Origin of the sequence: Ralstonia chuxiongensis (assembly GCF_024158925.1) — a bacterium.
In the GTDB taxonomy this organism is placed as follows: Bacteria; Pseudomonadota; Gammaproteobacteria; order Burkholderiales; family Burkholderiaceae; genus Ralstonia; species Ralstonia chuxiongensis.
This window is the reverse complement of sequence record NZ_JAMYWC010000016.1, coordinates 1-17,740: the sequence shown is the minus strand read 5'-3', so window position 1 is coordinate 17,740 and position 17,740 is coordinate 1. Positions and strand designations below refer to the sequence as shown.

The window sequence follows — 17,740 nt, the reverse complement described above, 5'->3', positions numbered from 1 at the left end:
CAACTACATCGAGATGTTTTACAACCCAACACGGCGTCATTCGAGCGCCAACGGTCTATCACCGGTAGAGTTCGAACAACGCCATTCCCAACGGCTCGCGGGTGTCTAGGAAAGCCGGGGCGATTCATACTTTTCTTTGGCAAGACAAAGAAAAGTGAGTCGGTCCCGGCAGGGAACGAAAGGGGGATGGACCACCAACAAAAAAAATCCCCGCAGAAAGCCAAAAAGCACAAAGCAAAACGCCCCTCAGAGGTTCCCCTCCGAGAGGCGTTCACTCATCCAAGATGCCGGTCAGGCAACAGGTGCCGTCCCCGCACCATGCTCATGCCTGCCCGCCGGCTTGACGATCGCCAGCGTGGCAATCAACCCGCACAGCGCGGCAAACGACACCCACACGCCAGGCATCGCCTTGTTGCCGGTGGTGTGGATCAGCCACGTGGCAATCGCGGGAGTGAAGCCGCCAAAGATGGCCGTGGCCAGGCTGTACGCCAGCGAGAAGCCGGTCGTGCGGACTTCCGGCGGCATGATCTCGGTGAGCGTGACGACCATCGCGCCGTTGTAGCTGCCATACAGGAACGACAGCCACAGCAGCACCGTCAGCATGCGGGCGAACGACGGTGCGGCAACCAGCCACTGCATGGCCGGGTACGCCGTCGCCAGCATCAGCACGGTAAAGAGAATCAGCAGCGGGCGGCGGCCGACGCGGTCGGAAACGGTGCCCATCACCGGCAGCCAGAAGAAGTTCGAGGCACCCACGCACAGCGTGACGATCAGGCTGTCCATGTCGGACAGATGCAGCACGCTCTTGCCGAAGGTCGGCGTGTAGGCGGTGATCAGGTAGAACGACACCGTGGTCATCACGACCATCAGCGTGCCTGCGCCCACCAGACGCCAGTTCTGGCCCATCGAGCGGAACACGGCGGCCAGGTCCGGGCGGTGCTTGCGCTTCTGGAACTCTTCCGTCTCTTGCAGCGAGCGGCGGATGATGAACAGGAACGGCACGATCAGGCAGCCGATCAGGAACGGCACGCGCCAGCCCCATGCGCTCATCTCAGACGGCGGCAGCAGGTACGACATCAACACACCCAGCAGCGCGGCAAACATGACGGCCACTTGCTGGCTGGCCGATTGCCAGCTCACGAAGAAGCCCTTCTTGCCCGGGGTGGCGATTTCGGCCAGGTAGACCGACACGCCGCCCAGCTCTACGCCGGCCGAGAAGCCCTGCAGCAACCGGCCGACCAGGACCAGCAGCGGCGCCGCCAACCCGATGGTGGCGTAGCCTGGCACCAGTGCGATCAGCAGCGTGCCGCAGGCCATAAGCGCGAGCGTGACGATCAGGCCCGTGCGGCGGCCGTGACGGTCGATGTACGCGCCCAGGAAGATTGCGCCCAGCGGCCGCATCAGGAAGCCGGCGCCAAAGGTCACCAGCGACAGCATCAGCGAGAGGAACTCGTTGCCGGCCGGGAAGAAGGTGTCGGCAATGGCCTTGGCGTAATAGCCGTAGACCATGAAGTCGTACATCTCCAGGAAGTTGCCGCTGACCACCCGGAAGATGGTGCGGGCCTTGGATTCGTTGGGGTTGGAGGTATGCATGATGGATTTCACTCAACAGCTTGGGTACAACGCGCGGGCGAGCCGGACAGCGAACTGCGGGCCGCCTCGTAAAAAGTGGTGATGTGGTAAGGCGTGCTCGACGGCATGTCGGCGCGCAGGCGCTGGCCCGCGGGGTCGATCACCTCGTTCCAGCCTTGTGCGTGCAGGAAGCGTGCCGACCACGCCGGCAGCAGGCGCGCGAGCATGGCGCCCTGCGTTTCTGTGCACAGCGCGAGGGCGCGGCCGTATTCCGTTTGTGCCCAGATGCGCTGGCTGGCGTCGCGCATCGTGCCGTCCAGATTGAGTGACAGGCACACGCCCTGCGTCTCGGCATCCACGCCGTCGGCGCAGGCCGCGTCCACCGCACGGGCGAGGCTATCGGCCAGATGGCGGCCCGCTTCGGAGCGCGTAAAGACATCGGCGTGTGCGCGCACGAGGTAAAACCATTCGAACTGGTGACCGGGCTCGATGCGGTTGTCGGTGCCGGCTTCGTCCGCAGTTTCGTCAACCGGCAGCTCGGCGATGCTGCCCGTGCGCGTGTCGATGAAGCGCGCGAGGATGCCCTCGGCCAGCGTGCGCACGCCGGTCTCGGCCCAGGCGGGCGGTTCGTCCAGCGCGGCGGCGGCCAGGTAGGCCTCGGTCAGATGCATCACGGGGTTCTGTGCGACACCTGCCAGCGTGGTGCTGAACGTGGCGTCCATGGATGCGACCGGCAGCGGTTTGGCCCCGGCCCGCGCGAAGCTGCGCGCGATCACGTCGTGCGCGTCGTGCATCAGCGCGGCGGCACGCGGGTCTTCGCTCACGGCCAGCCAATGTGCGGCGGCAAACAGCACGAAGGCGTGCGTGTACAGATCCTTGGTGGTGTCGTGCGGGGCCAGCGCGCTGTCGATTGCAAACAGCCAGCCGCCGTGGATCGTGTCGCGAAAGCGCGTGTCCAGCGCATGGCACAGCGCGGCGGCACGTTCGGCGCAGAGATCGCGGTGGCGCTTGGAGAGCTGCGTGGCGCGCGCGAAGGTATACAACTGCCGTGCACATGCCATCGCCCGGTACTGCGCGGTTGATGCCGGCACCAGCGCGCCGTTGTCGACGACGAGCGCCTCATAGCAGAGACCGGCCTGCGCGTTCCAGCCCGGGCCGAGCCACATGGGCAGCAGAACGTCGTCGTAATAGCGACCGAATGATTCCAGGGCAGCCGCAATGTCAGCGGTCAGTTCGGTGGCCGTATCGGGCAGCGGGGGCGTGGAAGATTGTGAAAGCATGTGCGCCGTGATGATCGTGGCGGGCATCGACCTGTCTTAGCCAGGCCGATTGCTCGGATCTGTTCTGTTCGCCATAGGCGACGTACATGCGTTGTACATGTGAACAGACCCGGGATTGTGCTCTAACTGGCTGCCCCGCGCCACGCACAACCGGTCCAATCCCGGTCACGGCGCAGGGTTGTGGGTCCAATGAAAGGTTTTTACCGGATGCTGCCCGGGCGTGGGTTGTGCGAAGATGAATCATCCCTGGCTCACCCCCTGGTCCTGCCCCGATCCATGCACCGTCGCGACCTGCTCAAGCAGTTGGCCGCCGGGCTGCTTGCCCTGGCTCCTGGTTTGTCCCGCAGTGCCGCGCCCGGCTCCGCCGCTGGCGCCGCCGAACCCTTCGACGAAGCGCGCCTGCTGGCGCGTGCACGGGCCTTGGCGGCACGGCCATACCGGCCTCGCAGCACGCAGTTGCCCCCGCCACTGGCCGCACTCGGCTGGGACGGCTACCAATCCATCGGCTATCGCCGCGATCACGCCCTGTGGGCCGGGCAGCACTTGCCTTTTGAGGCCAGGTTCTTCCACCTGGGGCTGTTCTTCAAGTCGGCCGTGCAGATGCACGAGGTGGTCGACGGCCAAGCTCGCTTAATCGCCTACGACCCCGCCATGTTCGATTACGGCAAGAGCGGGCTGGATCATCAGGCGCTGCCGGCCGATCTCGGTTTTGCCGGCTTTCGGCTGACCACCAAGGCGGACCCGACGCGCGATGTCGCTGCCTTCCTCGGTGCCAGCTATTTCCGAGCCGTCGGCGGGCAGTGGCAGTACGGCATGTCGGCGCGGGGGCTCGCGATTGATACCGGCCTGCCCCGCGCAGAAGAGTTTCCGGACTTCACTGAATTCTGGCTGGTGCGCCCGGCCGCCGACGCCGATACGTTGCGCGTTTATGCGTTGCTCGATTCCCCAAGCGTGGCGGGCATCTACCGCTTCGACATCCGCCCCGGCGACACGCTGGTGATGGACGTAGCCGCCACGCTTTACGTGCGCAAGCCGATCGAGCGCCTGGGCATCGCGCCGCTGACGAGCATGATTCTCTACGGCGAAAACGACCGCACCGACCGCGCCGGCGATCGCCATAGCGCCGCGCGCCGCTGGCGGGCATCAGACTGGCGCCCGGAAGTTCATGATTCCGACGGCCTGGCCATCTGGCGCGGCTCGGGCGAGTGGGTTTGGCGGCCGCTGGCCAATCCGCCCATGCTGCGCAGTCAGCGCTTTGCCGACGACAGCCCGCGCGGCTTTGGCCTGCTGCAGCGCGATCGCAATCCCGATCATTACCAGGATGACGGCGTGTTCTACGAGAAGCGCCCGAGCGTCTGGGTGGAGCCCACGCACGACTGGGGTGAGGGCGCGGTCGAATTGGTGGAACTGTCGGCCAACGATGAAACCTTCGACAACATCGTCGCGTTCTGGCGGCCGGCCGTGGCGCCGCATGCCGGGCAGGAATTGGCGTTCGGCTATCGGCTGACGTGGGGCGCGCAGCCTGCGGCGGCCTCGCCGCTCGCGCGGGTGGTGGCCACGCGCACGGGCATCGGCGGCGTGGTGGGGCAGCCGCGTAAATACTTCTCGTGGCGGTTTGTAGTGGACTTTGCCGGTGGGGAGTTGTCGCGGCTGGGCCGCAGCACCGCGGGGTCGACCGTAGAGCCTGTCATCCGAGCCTCGCGCGGGCGGGTCGAGATTGCATCGGCGCGGCCGCTGGCGAGCATCGACGGTGTCCGGGCGATGTTTGATGTGGTGCCGGATGCCAGCAATGCGCCGATTGAGTTGTTGCTGACGTTGCAGTCGGGGGAGCGGTTGCTGTCTGAGACTTGGGCGTATCAGTGGACGCCGCCGGCGGATCGGGCGGTTTGATTCTTTGGCGTGCTTGATTGCTTGATTGATGCAGGTGGTGCATCCCTTGTTTCATCCCCTGCCGGGGCTGACTCCCTTTCTTTGTCTTGCCAAAGAAAGGAAGCAAAGAAAGGCGCGCCCAAGATGGCGACCCATCCCTTGAATTTATGTCGCGGGGAGGGAAGGGAGGCAAACTCGCTGCGCTCAGACAGGCCTCCCTTCTTTTTCCTCCCCGCAACAGAAATTCAAGGCGCCATCTGGGGCAGGGGAGGGGCAAACCGTCGCTGCTTTTGGTTAGTCGCGGGGTGGTGTCTTGCTGAACTTCGCAGCCATTTCTGCCCAGCCTTCCGGGCCCAGCTTTTCCATCGTCGCGATATTCCGCTCGTAGATGTCCGCTGCATCGGGTACGGCGGCTGCGGCGCGGGCGATGCTGTCTTCGCGCAGCAGATGCAGGATCGGGGCGGGAGCGCGATTGGTGGCGTTGGCGATGTCGTTTGGGTCGGCATCGGCGAAGACGAAATCGGGGTGGAAGCTTGCAAGTTGCAGCTCACCTTCGTAGCCGGCCTTGGCGAGCACGGATTCGGCACGCTCCGTGAGCGAGTGGAAATCGAGGAAGTCAGCCAGGGCCGGGACGATCAGCAGCGTGGTGTCGATCTGTACGGCGGGGGTGGCGTGCAGCAGATCGGCTTCGGCACGCAGGTGGTCGAGCACGTCGCCGTCCATCGTCGCGCGGCTGACGGCGTATCGAACCTGCTGTTTGACATGCACGGCCTTGGCGAAGGGGCACAGGTTCAGGCCGATGACGGCATCTTCCAGCCAGCGCTGCACGGTTGCGACATGGCGGGCGGCGTCATCCGCGTTCAGGGCTAGCGCATCGGCGGGCGGATCAAGCAGGACGAAATCGGTGGCGTGGCTGGACACGGCGCATAGGAGGGATGGAGATAGCGCGCAGTGTAGTCGATGGCCTGGGAGCGCTTCTTGCGACGGGATGGGTGTTGTGATTTGCAACGTCCGGCGTGCGCCGTTGATGTGCGCCGAGATCACTTCGGGTGCTGCGTGCGCCGCTTATGTGGTCAGTCCATTCCGTGTTTTTGTAAAAGAAGGAGCCCAACCATGATTGAACTGCGCCTGAAAACCGCCCTCGCCGTGGCCGCCACGTTTGCTGCGTCGGCTGCTTTCGCACAGATGACGCCGGCACCGCAGACTTCACCGCAGACCACCGGCACCGTGCAGGCCGCCCCGCAAGGTGGGCCGGCCGCCTCGTCGTCTGACCCGCTGGTGCAGAAGCGCATTGACGATAAGGCCGCCAGCGACGAATACAAGGCTCGCAAGTCCGACGCCAAGGCCGCGTACAAGGAAGAGAAGAAGGCCGCCAAGGCCAACCGCAAGGCCGAGAAGAAGGAAGCCCGCGCCAAGCGCAAGGAAGCCATGAGCGAACAAGGCGGCCCTGCCCAGACGCCGAGCAGCGAAGGCAAGTAAGCCGCCGGCCGAACCATGAAAAAAGGCGATCCGAGGGTCGCCTTTTTTCTGCCCGCTGGCTTTGCGTTCAGTGCCCGCGCGTTGTTGGCAGGCGGACCTGCGCGACGGCCATTTCCCACTGGGCGATGCGATGCGCTGCCTCGTCGCGGCTGATGACGGGGTGGAACGTACGCGAAGCGCGCCATTGCTGCGCGACTTCGTCCTCGCCCCGGTAGAAGCCGGTGGCGATGCCGGCCAGGTAGGCCGCGCCCAGCGCCGTGGTTTCGATGATCTCCGGCCGCACCACCGGAATGCCGAGCAAATCGGCCTGGAATTGCAGCAGCAGGTTGTTGGCCGAGGCACCGCCGTCGACGCGCAGTTCCGAGATGGTGGAGACGGCATCGCGCGTCATGGCTTGCAGCAGGGCGGTGCTCTGGAAGGCGATGGATTCCAGCGCCGCGCGCGCGATGTGGCCAATGGTCGTGCCGCGTGACAGGCCGACGATGGCGCCTTGCGCGGTTGGGTCCCAGTACGGCGCCCCGAGGCCCGTGAACGACGGCACGAACACCACGCCGCCGGAATCGGGCACCGAGGCGGCCAGGCCTTCGACGTCGGCGGAGCGCTGGATGGCGCGCAGGCCGTCGCGCAGCCACTGCACGACCGCGCCGCCGACGAACACGCTACCCTCCAGCGCGTAGCTGCGCTTCGGGCCGCTTTGGCAGGCCGCCGTGCTGATCAGGCCATTGTGCGATTGCACCGCCTTGTCGCCGGTGTTGAGCAGCATGAAACAGCCGGTGCCGTAGGTGTTCTTGGCCATGCCCGGCTTGAAGCAGGCCTGGCCGAAGAGCGCCGATTGTTGGTCGCCGGCAATGCCGCCGATGGTGAGCGAGGCGCCGAGCCAGTCGGCATCGGTCTGCCCAAACTGATACGCGGACGGATGCACCTCGGGCAACAGGCTCGGGTGAATGTCCAGCGCGCGCATGAGGTCTGCGTCCCATTCGCCGGTATGGATGTTCCACAGCATCGTGCGGGATGCGTTCGACACGTCCGTCACATGGAGGCGGCCGCGCGTGAGTTGCCACACCAGCCAGCTGTCGATGGTGCCGAAGGCGAGTTCGCCACGCGCGGCGCGCTCGCGGGCGCCATCCACGTGGTCGAGAATCCAGCGCAGCTTGGTGGCGGAAAAATACGGGTCGATGATCAGGCCAGTGCGCTTGCGCACCTCATCTTCCAGGCCTTCGGCGCGCAGGCGCTCGCAGATGGATTCCGTGCGGCGGTCCTGCCAGACGATGGCGTTGAAGATCGGTTTGCCCGTGGCGCGTTCCCACACCATGGTGGTTTCGCGCTGGTTGGTGATGCCCAGCGCGGCCATGTCGGCGGCGGAGAGCTTCGCTTGTTCGAGTGCCGCGCGGCAGGTGGCGAGCTGGCTGTTCCAGATGTCGAACGGATCATGCTCGACCCAGCCGGGCTGCGGAAAATGCTGGGGAAACTCCTGCTGGGCGCTGGCGACGATCTGGCCGGCGCGGTTGAAGACGATGGCGCGTGAGCTGGACGTGCCCTGGTCGAGCGCGAGGAGGTATTCCATAAGGCAGAGTCTGATGACTGTCGGGCAAGGTCAGCGTGCGGCCTGCCCGACAGTGGATGAAACGGAAACAAGCATGGTAGCCCGCAGGTGGCCGTCGTCAAAGACCGGCGCCCCGCGGGCTGCGCGTGATCAGCGCACCTTGCCAGCCTTCCATGCGGCGAGCAGCTTGTCGTAGGCCACCGTCTCACCCTTCGGACGCTCGTTGTCGAGCTTCTTCCACGGGGCGTGTTCGGTCGACAGCCACTTCGACGGATCGCTTTCCGGGTTCAGCTTCGGCGCGCAGTTCTTCATGCCGGCGCGCTGCAGGCGACCCATCACCTGGTCCATTTCCTTGGCCAGGTTGTCCATCGCGCCTTGCGGGGTCTTTTCGCCCGTGACGGCCGTGGCGACGTTCTTCCACCAGAGCTGTGCCAGCTTCGGATAGTCGGGCACGTTGTTGCCGGTCGGCGTCCAGGCCACGCGGGCCGGGCTGCGGTAGAACTCGATCAGGCCGCCGTACTTGGCTGCGTTCTTGGTGAAGTAGTCGCTGTGGATATCGGAGTCACGAATGAACGTGAGGCCGGTGATCGACTTCTTGAGCGACACGGTCTTCGACGTGACGAACTGCGCGTATAGCCACGCGGCCGAGCGGCGCTCGAACGGGGTGGACTTGAAGAACGTCCACGAGCCGACGTCCTGGTAGCCGTTCTGCATGCCGTCCTTCCAGTACGGGCCGTGCGGCGACGGTGCCATGCGCCACTTCGGCGAGCCGTCAGCATTGACGACCGGGCCCGGCTTGGTCATCGGCGCGGTGAAGGCGCTGTACCAGAACACCTGCTGGGCGATGTGGCCTTGTGCGGGCACCGGGCCGGCTTCGTTGAAGGTCATGCCGGTGGCTTCGGGCGGCGCGTACTTCTTCATCCAGTCGATGTACTTGGTGAGCGCGTACACCGCGGCCGGGCTGTTGGTGGCACCACCGCGCGACATCGAGGCGCCCACCGGAGCGCAGCCTTCCACGCGAATGCCCCATTCGTCGACCGGCAGGCCGTTCGGGATGCCCTTGTCGGCGGAGCCGGCCATCGACAGCCACGCGTCGGTAAAGCGCCAGCCCAGCGACGGATCCTTCTTGCCGTAATCCATGTGGCCGTAGACGCGCTTGCCGTCCAGCTCCTTCACGTCGTTCGTGAAGAAGTTGGCGATGTCTTCATAGGCCGTCCAGTTGACGGGCACGCCCAGGTCGTAGCCGTATTTGGCCTTGAACTTGTCCTGCAGGTCCTTGCGGGCGAACCAGTCGGCGCGGAACCAGTACAGGTTGGCGAACTGCTGGTCCGGCAGCTGATAGAGCTTGCCGTCAGACGCGGTGGTGAAGCTCGTGCCGATGAAGTCCTTCAGGTCCAGGCCCGGGTTGGTGAATTCCTTGCCTTCGCCGGCCATGTAATCCGACAGCGGCATCACCACGCCATAGCGGTAGTGCGTGCCGATCAGGTCGGAGTCGGAGATCCAGCCGTCATAGATGCTCTTGCCCGACTGCATCGAGGTCTGCAGTTTTTCGACGACATCGCCTTCCTGCATGATGTCGTGCTTGACCTTGATGCCGGTGATTTCTTCGAAGGCCTTGGCCAGCGTCTTCGATTCATACGCGTGCGTGTCGAGCGTTTCCGACACGACGTGGATCTCGGTCACGCCCTTGGCCTTGAGCTTGGCCGCGGCGTCGATGAACCACTTCATTTCCGCCATCTGCTTGTCTTGCGACAGCGTGCTGGGCTGGAATTCGCTGCTGATCCACTTCTTGGCTTCGGCTTCGCCGGCATGGGCTGCGCCGACTGCCAGGGCGCTCGCCAGTGCAATGGCACTGATCTGAAGCGTCATGCGCCAGGATGTTTTCATTGGTATCTCCTCGTGCTTGTTGGCTTGTTGTTCTCCCCGCAGCGAAAACATCCGGCATTCCGACGCGGGGAGCGTGATGGAATGCCTGTGCCCGTACGTCAATTTGGGCGTGGAAGCATCAACGCGTGCCGATGCCCCCGGACTTGCAAATTCAAGTACATCGAAGGCGCATCAGCCGCGCCACATCACGATCGCCAGCACCACCATCGAGGCGATGAAGCCGCCCCAGGCGCTCGTCTCTTCTGAGGTGAGGCCGACCCACGCCAGGTTGATATAGGCCGCGGCCAGCAGGCCGATGAAGAGGCGGTCGCCGCGCGTGGTGGCGATGGGCAGGAAGCCCTTTCGCTCCACGGTCGGCCGAACGACCTCCCACACCGTCATACTGGCCAGCATCAATGCGATGCAGCCGAAGAAGATCGCCACTTCGGGCGTCCAGGCCATCCAGCTGAACATGGCTGTGTCTCCCGTTTTTGTTTTAGACGCGGCCCATCGCAAAACCCTTTGCGATGTAGTTCCGCACAAACCAGATCACCAGCGCGCCGGGAATGATCGTCAGCACACCGGCCGCAGCCAGCACGCCCCAATCCATGCCCGAGGCCGACACCGTGCGCGTCATCACAGCGGTGATGGGTTTGGCATCGACGGACGTAAGCGTGCGCGCGAGCAGCAACTCCACCCAGCTGAACATGAAGCAGAAGAACGCCGTCACGCCCACGCCGGCCTTGATGAGCGGCAGGAAGATCTTCAGGAAGAACTTGGGGAAGCTGTAGCCGTCGATGTAGGCGGTCTCGTCAATCTCGCGCGGGATGCCTGACATGAAGCCTTCGAGAATCCACACCGCCAGCGGCACGTTGAACAGCATGTGCGCCAGGGCCACGCCCAGGTGGGTGTCCATCAGGCCGACCGTCGAATACAGCTGGAAGAACGGCAGCAGAAACACCGCAGGCGGCGTCATGCGGTTCGTCAGCAGCCAGAAGAACATGTGCTTGTCGCCCAGGAAGCGGTAGCGCGAGAAGGCATAGGCCGCCGGCAGCGCCACCACGGTCGAGAGCACCGTGTTCATCGTCACGTAGATGATGGAGTTGATGTAACCCCAGTACCACGACGGGTCGGTGAAGATGATCTTGTAGTTGTCGAACGTGACGAGCTTCGGCCAGATCGAGAAGCCGGCGAGCGTCTCCTCGTTGGTCTTGAGCGACATGCTCAACATCCAGTACAGCGGCAGCACGGCAAATGCCACGTACACCGCCAGCGTGATGGCGCGAGCGATCTTGCGCCGGTGTTCGTTGTTGTTGTTCTTACGCATGGTCGTCTCCCGCGGCCGTGCTGGCGCTGCCCATGCGCTGCATCCAGTTGTAGAGGACGAAGCAGAACAGCAGGATGATGAGGAAGTACACGATCGAGAATGCCGCCGCCGGGCCCAGGTCGAACTGGCCGACCGCCTTCTGCGTCAGGTACTGCGAGAGGAACGTCGTGGCATTGCCGGGGCCGCCGCCGGTCAGCACGAACGGCTCGGTGTAGATCATGAAGCTGTCCATGAAGCGCAGCAGCACGCCGATCATCAGCACGCCGCGCATCTTCGGCAACTGGATGTAGCGGAACACGGCCAGGCGACTGGCGCCGTCAATCTCCGCTGCCTGGTAGAACGCATCCGGAATCGAGCGCAGCCCGGCATACGCCAGCAGCGCCACCAACGGCGTCCAGTGCCACACGTCCATGATCAGCACGGTGATCCACGCATCGAACGAGTGCGACGTGTAGTTGTAGTCGATCCCCATCTCGTTGAGCCAGTAGCCGGCCAAGCCGATATCGGAGCGCCCGAAGATCTGCCAGATCGTGCCAACCACGTTCCAGGGAATCAGCAGCGGCATGGCGAGCACCACCAGTGCGGCCGAAGCCTTCCAGCCCTTGGATGGCATCGACAGCGCCAGGCCGATGCCCAGCGGAATCTCCACGGCCAGCACGCACAGCGAGAAGATCAGCTGGCGCGTGAGCGCGTCCTGCAGATCGCTGTCACGCAGGATCTGGCGGAACCAGTCGACGCCCACGAACACGTGCTGCTCGGGGCTGATGATGTCCTGCACCGAGTAGTTGACCACCGTCATCAGCGGCAGGATGGCGGAGAACGCCACACACAGAAACACCGGCAGGATCAGGAACCACGCCTTGTTGTTGAACGGCTTGTTCATCGGCCGATCCTCTCGTCATTGCTGTAGTACAGGGTCTGCGGCGCATCCAGGCGCAGCCATACGCGCGATTCGGTGATGCCCACTTCATTCGGAAGCTTGGCCTTGATGGGCAGGCCGCCGGCTTCGCCCAGGCTGGCCGTCAGCAGCTGGTGCGTACCCAGTTGCTGCACCTGATGCACGTTGGCCGCCACGGTGCCGACTTCACCGGGCGCCGCGAGCTGCACGAATTCCGGGCGGATGCCGAGCTTGAGTGAACCGTTTGCGTTCTTGAGCGTGGCAAGCGTGTCGCGCCCCACAGACAGACGCTGATCGCCCAGCGCGATCACATCGCCATCCACCGTCACCGGGTAGAGGTTCATGCCCGGGCTGCCGATGAAGTAGCCCACGAATGTGTGGTCCGGCCGCTCGAACAGCGCTTCCGGCCCGCCTTGCTGGACGACCTTGCCTTCGGTCATGACGACCACCTCGTCGGCAAAGGTCAGCGCCTCCACCTGATCGTGTGTCACGTAGATCAGCGTGAGCTTGAGCTGCTGGTGAATCTTCTTGAGCTGGCGACGCAGTTGCCACTTCAGGTGCGGGTCGATGACGGTGAGCGGCTCGTCGAACAGGATGGCCGCCACGTCCTTGCGCACCAGGCCGCGGCCCAGCGAGATCTTCTGCTTGGCGTCGGCAGCCAGGCCTGAGGCGCGGCGCTTGAGCGCGTGCTGCAGCTCGAGAATCTCGGCCACTTCCTCCACGCGCTTCTTCACTTCGGCTTCGGGCGTCTTGCGGTTGCGCAGCGGGAAGGCAAGGTTGTCGAACACCGTCATCGTGTCGTAGATGACCGGGAACTGGAACACCTGCGCGATGTTGCGTTCGCGCGGCGTTGCGTGAGTGACGTCGCGATCGTCAAACAGCACCTGGCCCTCCGACGGCGTCAGCAGACCCGAGATGATGTTCAGCAGCGTGGACTTGCCGCAGCCCGACGGGCCCAGCAGCGCGTATGCACCGCCGTCGCGCCAGGTCATGTTCATCGGCTGCAGCGCGTAGTCGTTCAGGTTTTGCGGATTCGGGCGGTAGCTGTGCCCCAGGTTGCGGAATTCAATGCGCGCCATGTGCGCCTCCCTGCTTGGGCGCGCTCACCAGCTTGCCCGCATCGTCGAACAGGAACAGTTCGGCCGGATCGACAAACACATCCAGCGCCGCGCCGAGTTCGAACTCGTGCACGCCGGGCAGCTGCGCGACCAGGCCAATCGTGTTCGACTGGCCGGCGGCATGCGCACGCACGTGCAGATAGGTTTCGGAGCCAGACAACTCGGCCAGTTCCACCGTGCCCGGCAGGGCAACCGCGCCGTCGTTGCGCGGCGCCAGACGGATGTGGCTCGGACGCAGGCCGATGCGGCAGCGCGTGCCGGCCGCCATCGGCAGCGGGCGCGTCCACGCAACGTCAATGCCTTGGGGCAGCCGGATTTGGTTGCCCTCAACCACGGTGGCGTCCAGCACGTTCATCGGCGGGTCGTTAAAGATGGCTGCCGCGTTGACCGACACCGGCACTTCGTACATGTCGAGCGTGGGGCCATCCTGCAGCACGCGGCCTTCATGCATGACGACGGTGTGGCCGCCCAGCAGCAGCGCTTCCTGCGGCTCGGTGGTGGCGTAGACAACGGTCGTGCCGCCGTCAGCAAAGAGCGATGCCAGCTCGGCACGCAGTTCTTCGCGCAGCTTGTAGTCGAGGTTGACGAGCGGTTCGTCCAGCAGCACCAGCGGCGCACGCTTGACGAGTGCCCGGGCCAGCGCGCAACGCTGCTGCTGTCCGCCGGACAGCTCCGCCGGCAGGCGCTGCAGCAGGTGTTCGATGTGCAGCTTGGCCGCAACGGCACGCACACGCGTGTCGATCTCGCCCTTGTTGGTGCCCTGCAGACGCAGCGGCGAGGCGATGTTGTCGTACACCGTCATCGCCGGGTAGTTGATGAATTGCTGGTACACCATCGCCAGATTGCGATCGCGTACCCCCACGCCCGTCACGTCCTTACCGTCGACCAGGACGCGGCCGGTGGTCGGCCGGTCCAACCCGGCCATGATGCGCATCAACGTGGTCTTGCCGGCTTGCGTCGGCCCCAGCAGCACGTTGATGGCGCCGGGCGCCAGCCGCAGGCTGGTCGGGTACAGGTGCGTCTGCGCCCCGACCATGGCCGTAACCTGGTCCAGTTCCAGAATCAATTGTTGTCTCCCGTCTTACTGCTTTGATTTCTTGATGTCTTGGCTCGCGCGCCGGCCCGGTGCGTCAGGGCGCGCGTTCCGCAACTGGCGTGGTCTCGCCTTCCGGCAGATGCCGCGCCAGCCAGCCTTCCAGGCGGCTGCGGTCGGCATCGCTGGCGTGCAGGCCCAGCTTGGTCCGCCGCCACAGGATGTCCTGCGCCGTGCGGGCCCATTCGTGTTCGATCAAATAGCGGATTTCGGCTTCGTACAGCCCGGGCGTCACTTCGGCGCCCAGCTCTTCCAGCCGCGTGGCGCCGGCCAGCATCGTGTTCAGGCGCGTGCCGTACTGGTGCGCATAGCGCATCGCAAGCTGGGTCGGCAGCCACGGCAAACGTTTTTGCAAACGCGTCACAAAATCGTCGAAGGTGTATTCGGCAACCAACTGCCCCGGCGCTTCCAGATCGCCGCCGGGCAGCGATGCGGTGGCCGTCCACGAAGGCTTGCCGGCCAGCGGCAAATGCGGCGCCAGCTGGTCCAGCGCTTCCTCGGCCAGCTTGCGGTAGGTCGTGATCTTGCCGCCCCACACGTTGACGAGTGGTGCGCTGGCGCCGTCGGCACCGGTTTCGCATTCGACCAGGTAATCGCGCGTGATGGCCGAAGCATTGGCGGCGCTGTCGTCCAGCAGCGGCCGCACCCCCGAGTAGCTCCACACCACGTCGGCCGGCGTCAGCTGCTGGGTGAAATAGCGGCTGGCCATTTCGCATAGGTATTGGATTTCGCCCGCGTCGATGGCCACTTGGTCCACCGAGCCCTTGTATTCCAGATCCGTCGTGCCAATCAGCGTGAATTCATTCTGGTACGGAATCGCAAACACGATCCGCCCGTCCGGGTTCTGAAAGATATAAGCGAACGGGTGGTTGAACATCCTCCGCACGACGATGTGGCTGCCCTTGATCAGGCGCAGGCCGCGCGTGCTCGGCAGCGCGTGCGCAGAGCGGGCGAACTCCGCCGCCCACGGCCCGGCGGCATTGACGATCGCTTTGGCGCGCACGGAGCGGATGCCGTCCGGGCCAGCCAGCGACGCATGCCAGCCATCGGCGCGGCGCTCGGCGTTCAGACAGCGCGTGCGGGTGAAAATCTGCGCCCCGCGGTCTGCCGCGTCGCGCGCGTTGAGCACCACCAGGCGGGCGTCGTCCACCCAGCCATCGGAATAGACGAAACCGCGCGTGTAGCCTGCCTTGAGCGGCTTACCCGCCGGATGCTGGGCGAGCTTGATGGATTCCGAACCGGGCAGAAAGCGCCGGCGCGCCAGATGGTCATAGAGGAAGAGGCCCGCGCGGATCATCCACGCCGGGCGTTGCGCGGCGTCGTGCGGCATCACGAAACGCAGCGGCCACATGATGTGCGGCGCCATGCGCAGCAGCACCTCGCGCTCTTGCAAGGCCTTGCGCACCAGGCTGAATTCGTAATATTCGAGGTAGCGCAGCCCGCCGTGGATCAGCTTGGTTGAGGCCGAAGAGGTGTGCTGGGCCAGGTCGTCTTTTTCACACAAGACCACCGACAGGCCACGGCCCACGGCATCCCGGGCGATTCCCACGCCGTTGATGCCGCCTCCGACCACCAGCAGATCACAGTCCAGATGCGACGCGTCAGTGAGTTGCATGGGTTGGAATCTGTTGATTTGCGCGTCTTTTCTTGCGAATAGTGACGCGTTGGCGGATAGTTTAGTGAAGGGCGAAAATAAAGCAACATAGGGAATCGCCTAATTCGCTCACATATGTTCGTTTATGTTCGTTTTGTGACTTGATGCTTCCGCGACACCGCCAGATCCTCGAATACGTCCGCCAGCACGGCGATGCCTCCGTCGATGCGCTCGCCCGTGTGCTGGGCGTCACGACGCAAACCATTCGCCGCGATATTCGGCAGCTCGAAGACGAGCGCCTGCTCGCGCGTTACCACGGCGGCGTCGGCCTGCCGTCGTCGGTCGAGAACATCGATTACGACCAGCGCCAAGTCCTGCACATCGACGCCAAGCGCCGCATCGCCGAAGTCGTCGCGCGCCATGTCGAGCCCGGCCGCTCGCTCATCATCAATATCGGAACCACCACCGAAGAGGTTTCCAAGGCGCTCGTCGGCCAGAACGGGCCACGCGGCCTGCGCGTCATCACCAACAACCTGAACGTCGCGTCGATCCTCTCTGGCAGCCCGGAGGCCGAAGTCATCGTCGCCGGTGGCCTCGTGCGCAACCGCGACCGCGGCATCGTCGGCGAGGCCACGATCGACTTCATGAAGCAGTTCCGCGTCGACATCGGCATCATCGGCGTCTCCAGCATTGACGAAGACGGCACGCTGCTCGACTACGACTACCGTGAAGTGCGGGTCGCCCAGGCCATCATCGAGCAGTCGCGCGAAGTCTGGCTCGTCGCCGATCACTCCAAGTTCGGCCGCCGCGCCGTCGTCCGTCTGGGCCATGTCTCGCAGATCGACAAGTTCTTCACCGACGTCCCGGTGCCCGAGCCGATGGCCGAAGTCTTCCGGGCTGCAGAGGTCGACGTGATCGTCGCCAGCGAAACGCTCTGACGTTTGATCTGGCGCTTCTGCAGTCTTCGCCTCGTCGACTACAGTGAAATGACAAGGCGCGCACCTTGCGAGCCGCTCTGTCATCCAGACTCGTCATGCGGGGAGCATCGTGAGCGAGCACTCACATGCGGCAATCCTTTCGATCTTCGCGGGCATCGTCACCGAGCACATCGCTGCTCTGCGCGATGCCCTCGCCAGGCTGGTCGCCCCGAGCCCCAGCGAAGAAGATCTCCATCAATTCCGAGTCACGCTGCGCCGCCTACGTTCGGCGTGGGTGACGTTCGCGCCGGTATTGCCGCCCAGCTTTGCCGCGGAGTGGAAACCTCGCCTGCGTGCGCTTGCCGCATCAACTGGCCCTGTGCGCGAATGGGACGTGCTGCTTTCCGATTGGCTTCCCGCAGCTCAGCAGTTCTTATCTAATGACGACGAGGTAGGGCGGGCGTGGTTGGACAGGGCGCTGACGAAGTCCAAAGAGGCGCGCAATCGAGCCTGGGAAGAGTTGAGAGCTGAGCTGGCGTCGCCTGATGTGGCGGAAACGCTGCTCGAACTGGAGCGTGCGGTCGCGGCATTTCATATAGAGGGCAAGTCGGAGGGGCATCCCCGTTTCGCTCGCGCCCAGGCCCGGGCGCTCAGAAAGAAGCTGATCCGTCGCGGCCGCCACCCTAAGCGGTCGTCCGCACCACGGCTGCATCGCGCCCGCATCGCCGCCAAGCAGTGGCGCTATCTATATGAAGCGTTCTATCCGGCGCTGGGGGCCCACGCAGCCAAGCGCTACCGCAATCATTTGCGCAAATTGCAAGACGCCTTGGGCGAGGTGCACGATGCGAGTGTTGCTCTGGATTGCGTTGTCGACATACTCGGTGCGCCGCCGCTGTCCATAGTGAACGTCTTTCACAAGCGCGCCAGCGGCGCGCGGAGCCGGGCAGCCAAGGGTCTGCGATGGATGCGGTCTCACAAGGCGCCGTAACCCTTGGGAAAGTGCAAAAAGACCCCGCAATAAGAAAGGGCTTGCACTGTTCGAAAAACCCGCCTATAGTTCGCCCCTCGCTGCAAAACACAGCGCCGAAACGCAGGTTGAGGCGGTGGAGTTTGGTGGTGGAGAAGCAAGGTTGGAGCGGGTTTGCGGTCGATTGGGTGGTTGGCGATTGGCGGTGGACTGAGTG

The 17,740-nt window shown here is 64.4% G+C and carries 16 protein-coding genes; 5 read left to right on the top strand and 11 right to left on the bottom strand.

What is annotated here, in order from left to right; genetic code table 11:
- A partial coding sequence (locus tag NKG59_RS26305) for an IS3 family transposase (protein ID WP_248137186.1) occupies positions 1-109 on the top strand: 109 nt, incomplete at its 5' end.
- Positions 110-291: 182 nt separating this feature from the next.
- Here the strand turns inward: NKG59_RS26305 and tcuC are convergent.
- Positions 292-1,593, bottom strand: a complete 1,302-nt coding sequence (gene tcuC / locus NKG59_RS26300; protein ID WP_253543199.1) for an MFS transporter — start codon at positions 1,591-1,593, stop codon at positions 292-294.
- An 8-nt stretch (positions 1,594-1,601) separates the two neighbouring features.
- The gene (locus NKG59_RS26295) at positions 1,602-2,852 is read right to left on the bottom strand and encodes an AGE family epimerase/isomerase (RefSeq protein WP_315862616.1); all 1,251 of its coding nucleotides are present in this window, start codon (positions 2,850-2,852) and stop codon (positions 1,602-1,604) included.
- Between the two features lie 276 nt (positions 2,853-3,128).
- Here NKG59_RS26295 and NKG59_RS26290 point away from each other — a divergent pair, with 276 nt between their 5' ends.
- Entirely contained in the window at positions 3,129-4,742 is a 1,614-nt protein-coding gene (locus NKG59_RS26290) for an OpgD/OpgG family glucan biosynthesis protein (RefSeq protein WP_253543195.1), read from the top strand.
- A 273-nt stretch (positions 4,743-5,015) separates the two neighbouring features.
- Here NKG59_RS26290 and NKG59_RS26285 read toward each other — a convergent pair whose 3' ends face one another.
- The gene (locus NKG59_RS26285) at positions 5,016-5,642 is read right to left on the bottom strand and encodes a DUF1415 domain-containing protein (protein ID WP_253543193.1); all 627 of its coding nucleotides are present in this window, start codon (positions 5,640-5,642) and stop codon (positions 5,016-5,018) included.
- A 192-nt stretch (positions 5,643-5,834) separates the two neighbouring features.
- Between NKG59_RS26285 and NKG59_RS26280 the strand changes: the two genes are divergently transcribed.
- Positions 5,835-6,200 carry a hypothetical protein gene (locus tag NKG59_RS26280; RefSeq protein WP_253543191.1) on the top strand — a complete coding sequence of 122 codons (366 nt, stop codon included), beginning with the start codon at positions 5,835-5,837 and terminating at the stop codon, positions 6,198-6,200.
- 67 nt (positions 6,201-6,267) lie between these two features.
- On the opposite strand, the gene glpK is transcribed toward NKG59_RS26280, so the two are convergent.
- The 8 genes from glpK to glpD form a co-directional block, all read right to left on the bottom strand.
- Positions 6,268-7,764: a glycerol kinase GlpK gene (gene glpK / locus NKG59_RS26275; protein ID WP_253543189.1), complete on the bottom strand. Its 1,497-nt coding sequence runs from the start codon at positions 7,762-7,764 to the stop codon at positions 6,268-6,270.
- A gap of 129 nt (positions 7,765-7,893) precedes the next feature.
- A complete protein-coding gene (locus tag NKG59_RS26270; RefSeq protein WP_024977476.1) occupies positions 7,894-9,630 on the bottom strand; it encodes an ABC transporter substrate-binding protein in 1,737 nt (578 codons plus the stop codon).
- 171 nt (positions 9,631-9,801) lie between these two features.
- Positions 9,802-10,083, bottom strand: a complete 282-nt coding sequence (locus NKG59_RS26265; protein ID WP_253543188.1) for a DUF2160 domain-containing protein — start codon at positions 10,081-10,083, stop codon at positions 9,802-9,804.
- 22 nt (positions 10,084-10,105) lie between these two features.
- Positions 10,106-10,936: a carbohydrate ABC transporter permease gene (locus tag NKG59_RS26260; protein ID WP_045205365.1), complete on the bottom strand. Its 831-nt coding sequence runs from the start codon at positions 10,934-10,936 to the stop codon at positions 10,106-10,108.
- Complete coding sequence (locus NKG59_RS26255; protein WP_253543186.1) at positions 10,929-11,819, bottom strand: carbohydrate ABC transporter permease; 891 nt, start codon at positions 11,817-11,819, stop codon at positions 10,929-10,931. Before NKG59_RS26255 ends, NKG59_RS26260 begins: the two co-directional genes overlap by 8 nt.
- Positions 11,816-12,913: an ABC transporter ATP-binding protein gene (locus tag NKG59_RS26250; protein WP_253543183.1), complete on the bottom strand. Its 1,098-nt coding sequence runs from the start codon at positions 12,911-12,913 to the stop codon at positions 11,816-11,818. The genes NKG59_RS26255 and NKG59_RS26250 overlap by 4 nt, the downstream gene beginning before the upstream one ends.
- Positions 12,900-14,018, bottom strand: coding sequence for an ABC transporter ATP-binding protein (locus tag NKG59_RS26245; protein ID WP_045205368.1), 1,119 nt, complete (start codon positions 14,016-14,018; stop codon positions 12,900-12,902). The genes NKG59_RS26250 and NKG59_RS26245 overlap by 14 nt, the downstream gene beginning before the upstream one ends.
- 64 nt (positions 14,019-14,082) lie before the next feature.
- Positions 14,083-15,660 carry a glycerol-3-phosphate dehydrogenase gene (gene glpD, locus NKG59_RS26240; protein WP_253543181.1) on the bottom strand — a complete coding sequence of 526 codons (1,578 nt, stop codon included), beginning with the start codon at positions 15,658-15,660 and terminating at the stop codon, positions 14,083-14,085.
- Positions 15,661-15,803: 143 nt separating this feature from the next.
- On the opposite strand from glpD, the gene NKG59_RS26235 reads away from it, so the two are divergent.
- Together NKG59_RS26235 and NKG59_RS26230 are read left to right on the top strand one after the other, a co-directional pair.
- Complete coding sequence (locus NKG59_RS26235; protein WP_253543180.1) at positions 15,804-16,577, top strand: DeoR/GlpR family DNA-binding transcription regulator; 774 nt, start codon at positions 15,804-15,806, stop codon at positions 16,575-16,577.
- A gap of 109 nt (positions 16,578-16,686) precedes the next feature.
- Entirely contained in the window at positions 16,687-17,544 is an 858-nt protein-coding gene (locus NKG59_RS26230) for a CHAD domain-containing protein (RefSeq protein WP_253543178.1), read from the top strand.
- Positions 17,545-17,740 lie beyond the last annotated feature (196 nt).

Bases quoted from the DNA above. Each gene is read 5' to 3' on its own strand.
- NKG59_RS26255 (WP_253543186.1), bottom strand. From the start codon at position 11,819: ATGAACAAGCCGTTCAACAACAAGGCGTGGTTCCTGATCCTGCCGGTG.
- NKG59_RS26295 (WP_315862616.1), bottom strand. From the start codon at position 2,852: ATGCTTTCACAATCTTCCACGCCCCCGCTGCCCGATACGGCCACCGAA.
- NKG59_RS26290 (WP_253543195.1), top strand. From the start codon at position 3,129: ATGCACCGTCGCGACCTGCTCAAGCAGTTGGCCGCCGGGCTGCTTGCC.
- NKG59_RS26270 (WP_024977476.1), bottom strand. From the start codon at position 9,630: ATGAAAACATCCTGGCGCATGACGCTTCAGATCAGTGCCATTGCACTG.
- NKG59_RS26235 (WP_253543180.1), top strand. From the start codon at position 15,804: ATGCTTCCGCGACACCGCCAGATCCTCGAATACGTCCGCCAGCACGGC.
- glpD (WP_253543181.1), bottom strand. From the start codon at position 15,660: ATGCAACTCACTGACGCGTCGCATCTGGACTGTGATCTGCTGGTGGTC.
- glpK (WP_253543189.1), bottom strand. From the start codon at position 7,764: ATGGAATACCTCCTCGCGCTCGACCAGGGCACGTCCAGCTCACGCGCC.
- tcuC (WP_253543199.1), bottom strand. From the start codon at position 1,593: ATGCATACCTCCAACCCCAACGAATCCAAGGCCCGCACCATCTTCCGG.
- NKG59_RS26260 (WP_045205365.1), bottom strand. From the start codon at position 10,936: ATGCGTAAGAACAACAACAACGAACACCGGCGCAAGATCGCTCGCGCC.
- NKG59_RS26265 (WP_253543188.1), bottom strand. From the start codon at position 10,083: ATGTTCAGCTGGATGGCCTGGACGCCCGAAGTGGCGATCTTCTTCGGC.
- NKG59_RS26280 (WP_253543191.1), top strand. From the start codon at position 5,835: ATGATTGAACTGCGCCTGAAAACCGCCCTCGCCGTGGCCGCCACGTTT.
- NKG59_RS26250 (WP_253543183.1), bottom strand. From the start codon at position 12,913: ATGGCGCGCATTGAATTCCGCAACCTGGGGCACAGCTACCGCCCGAAT.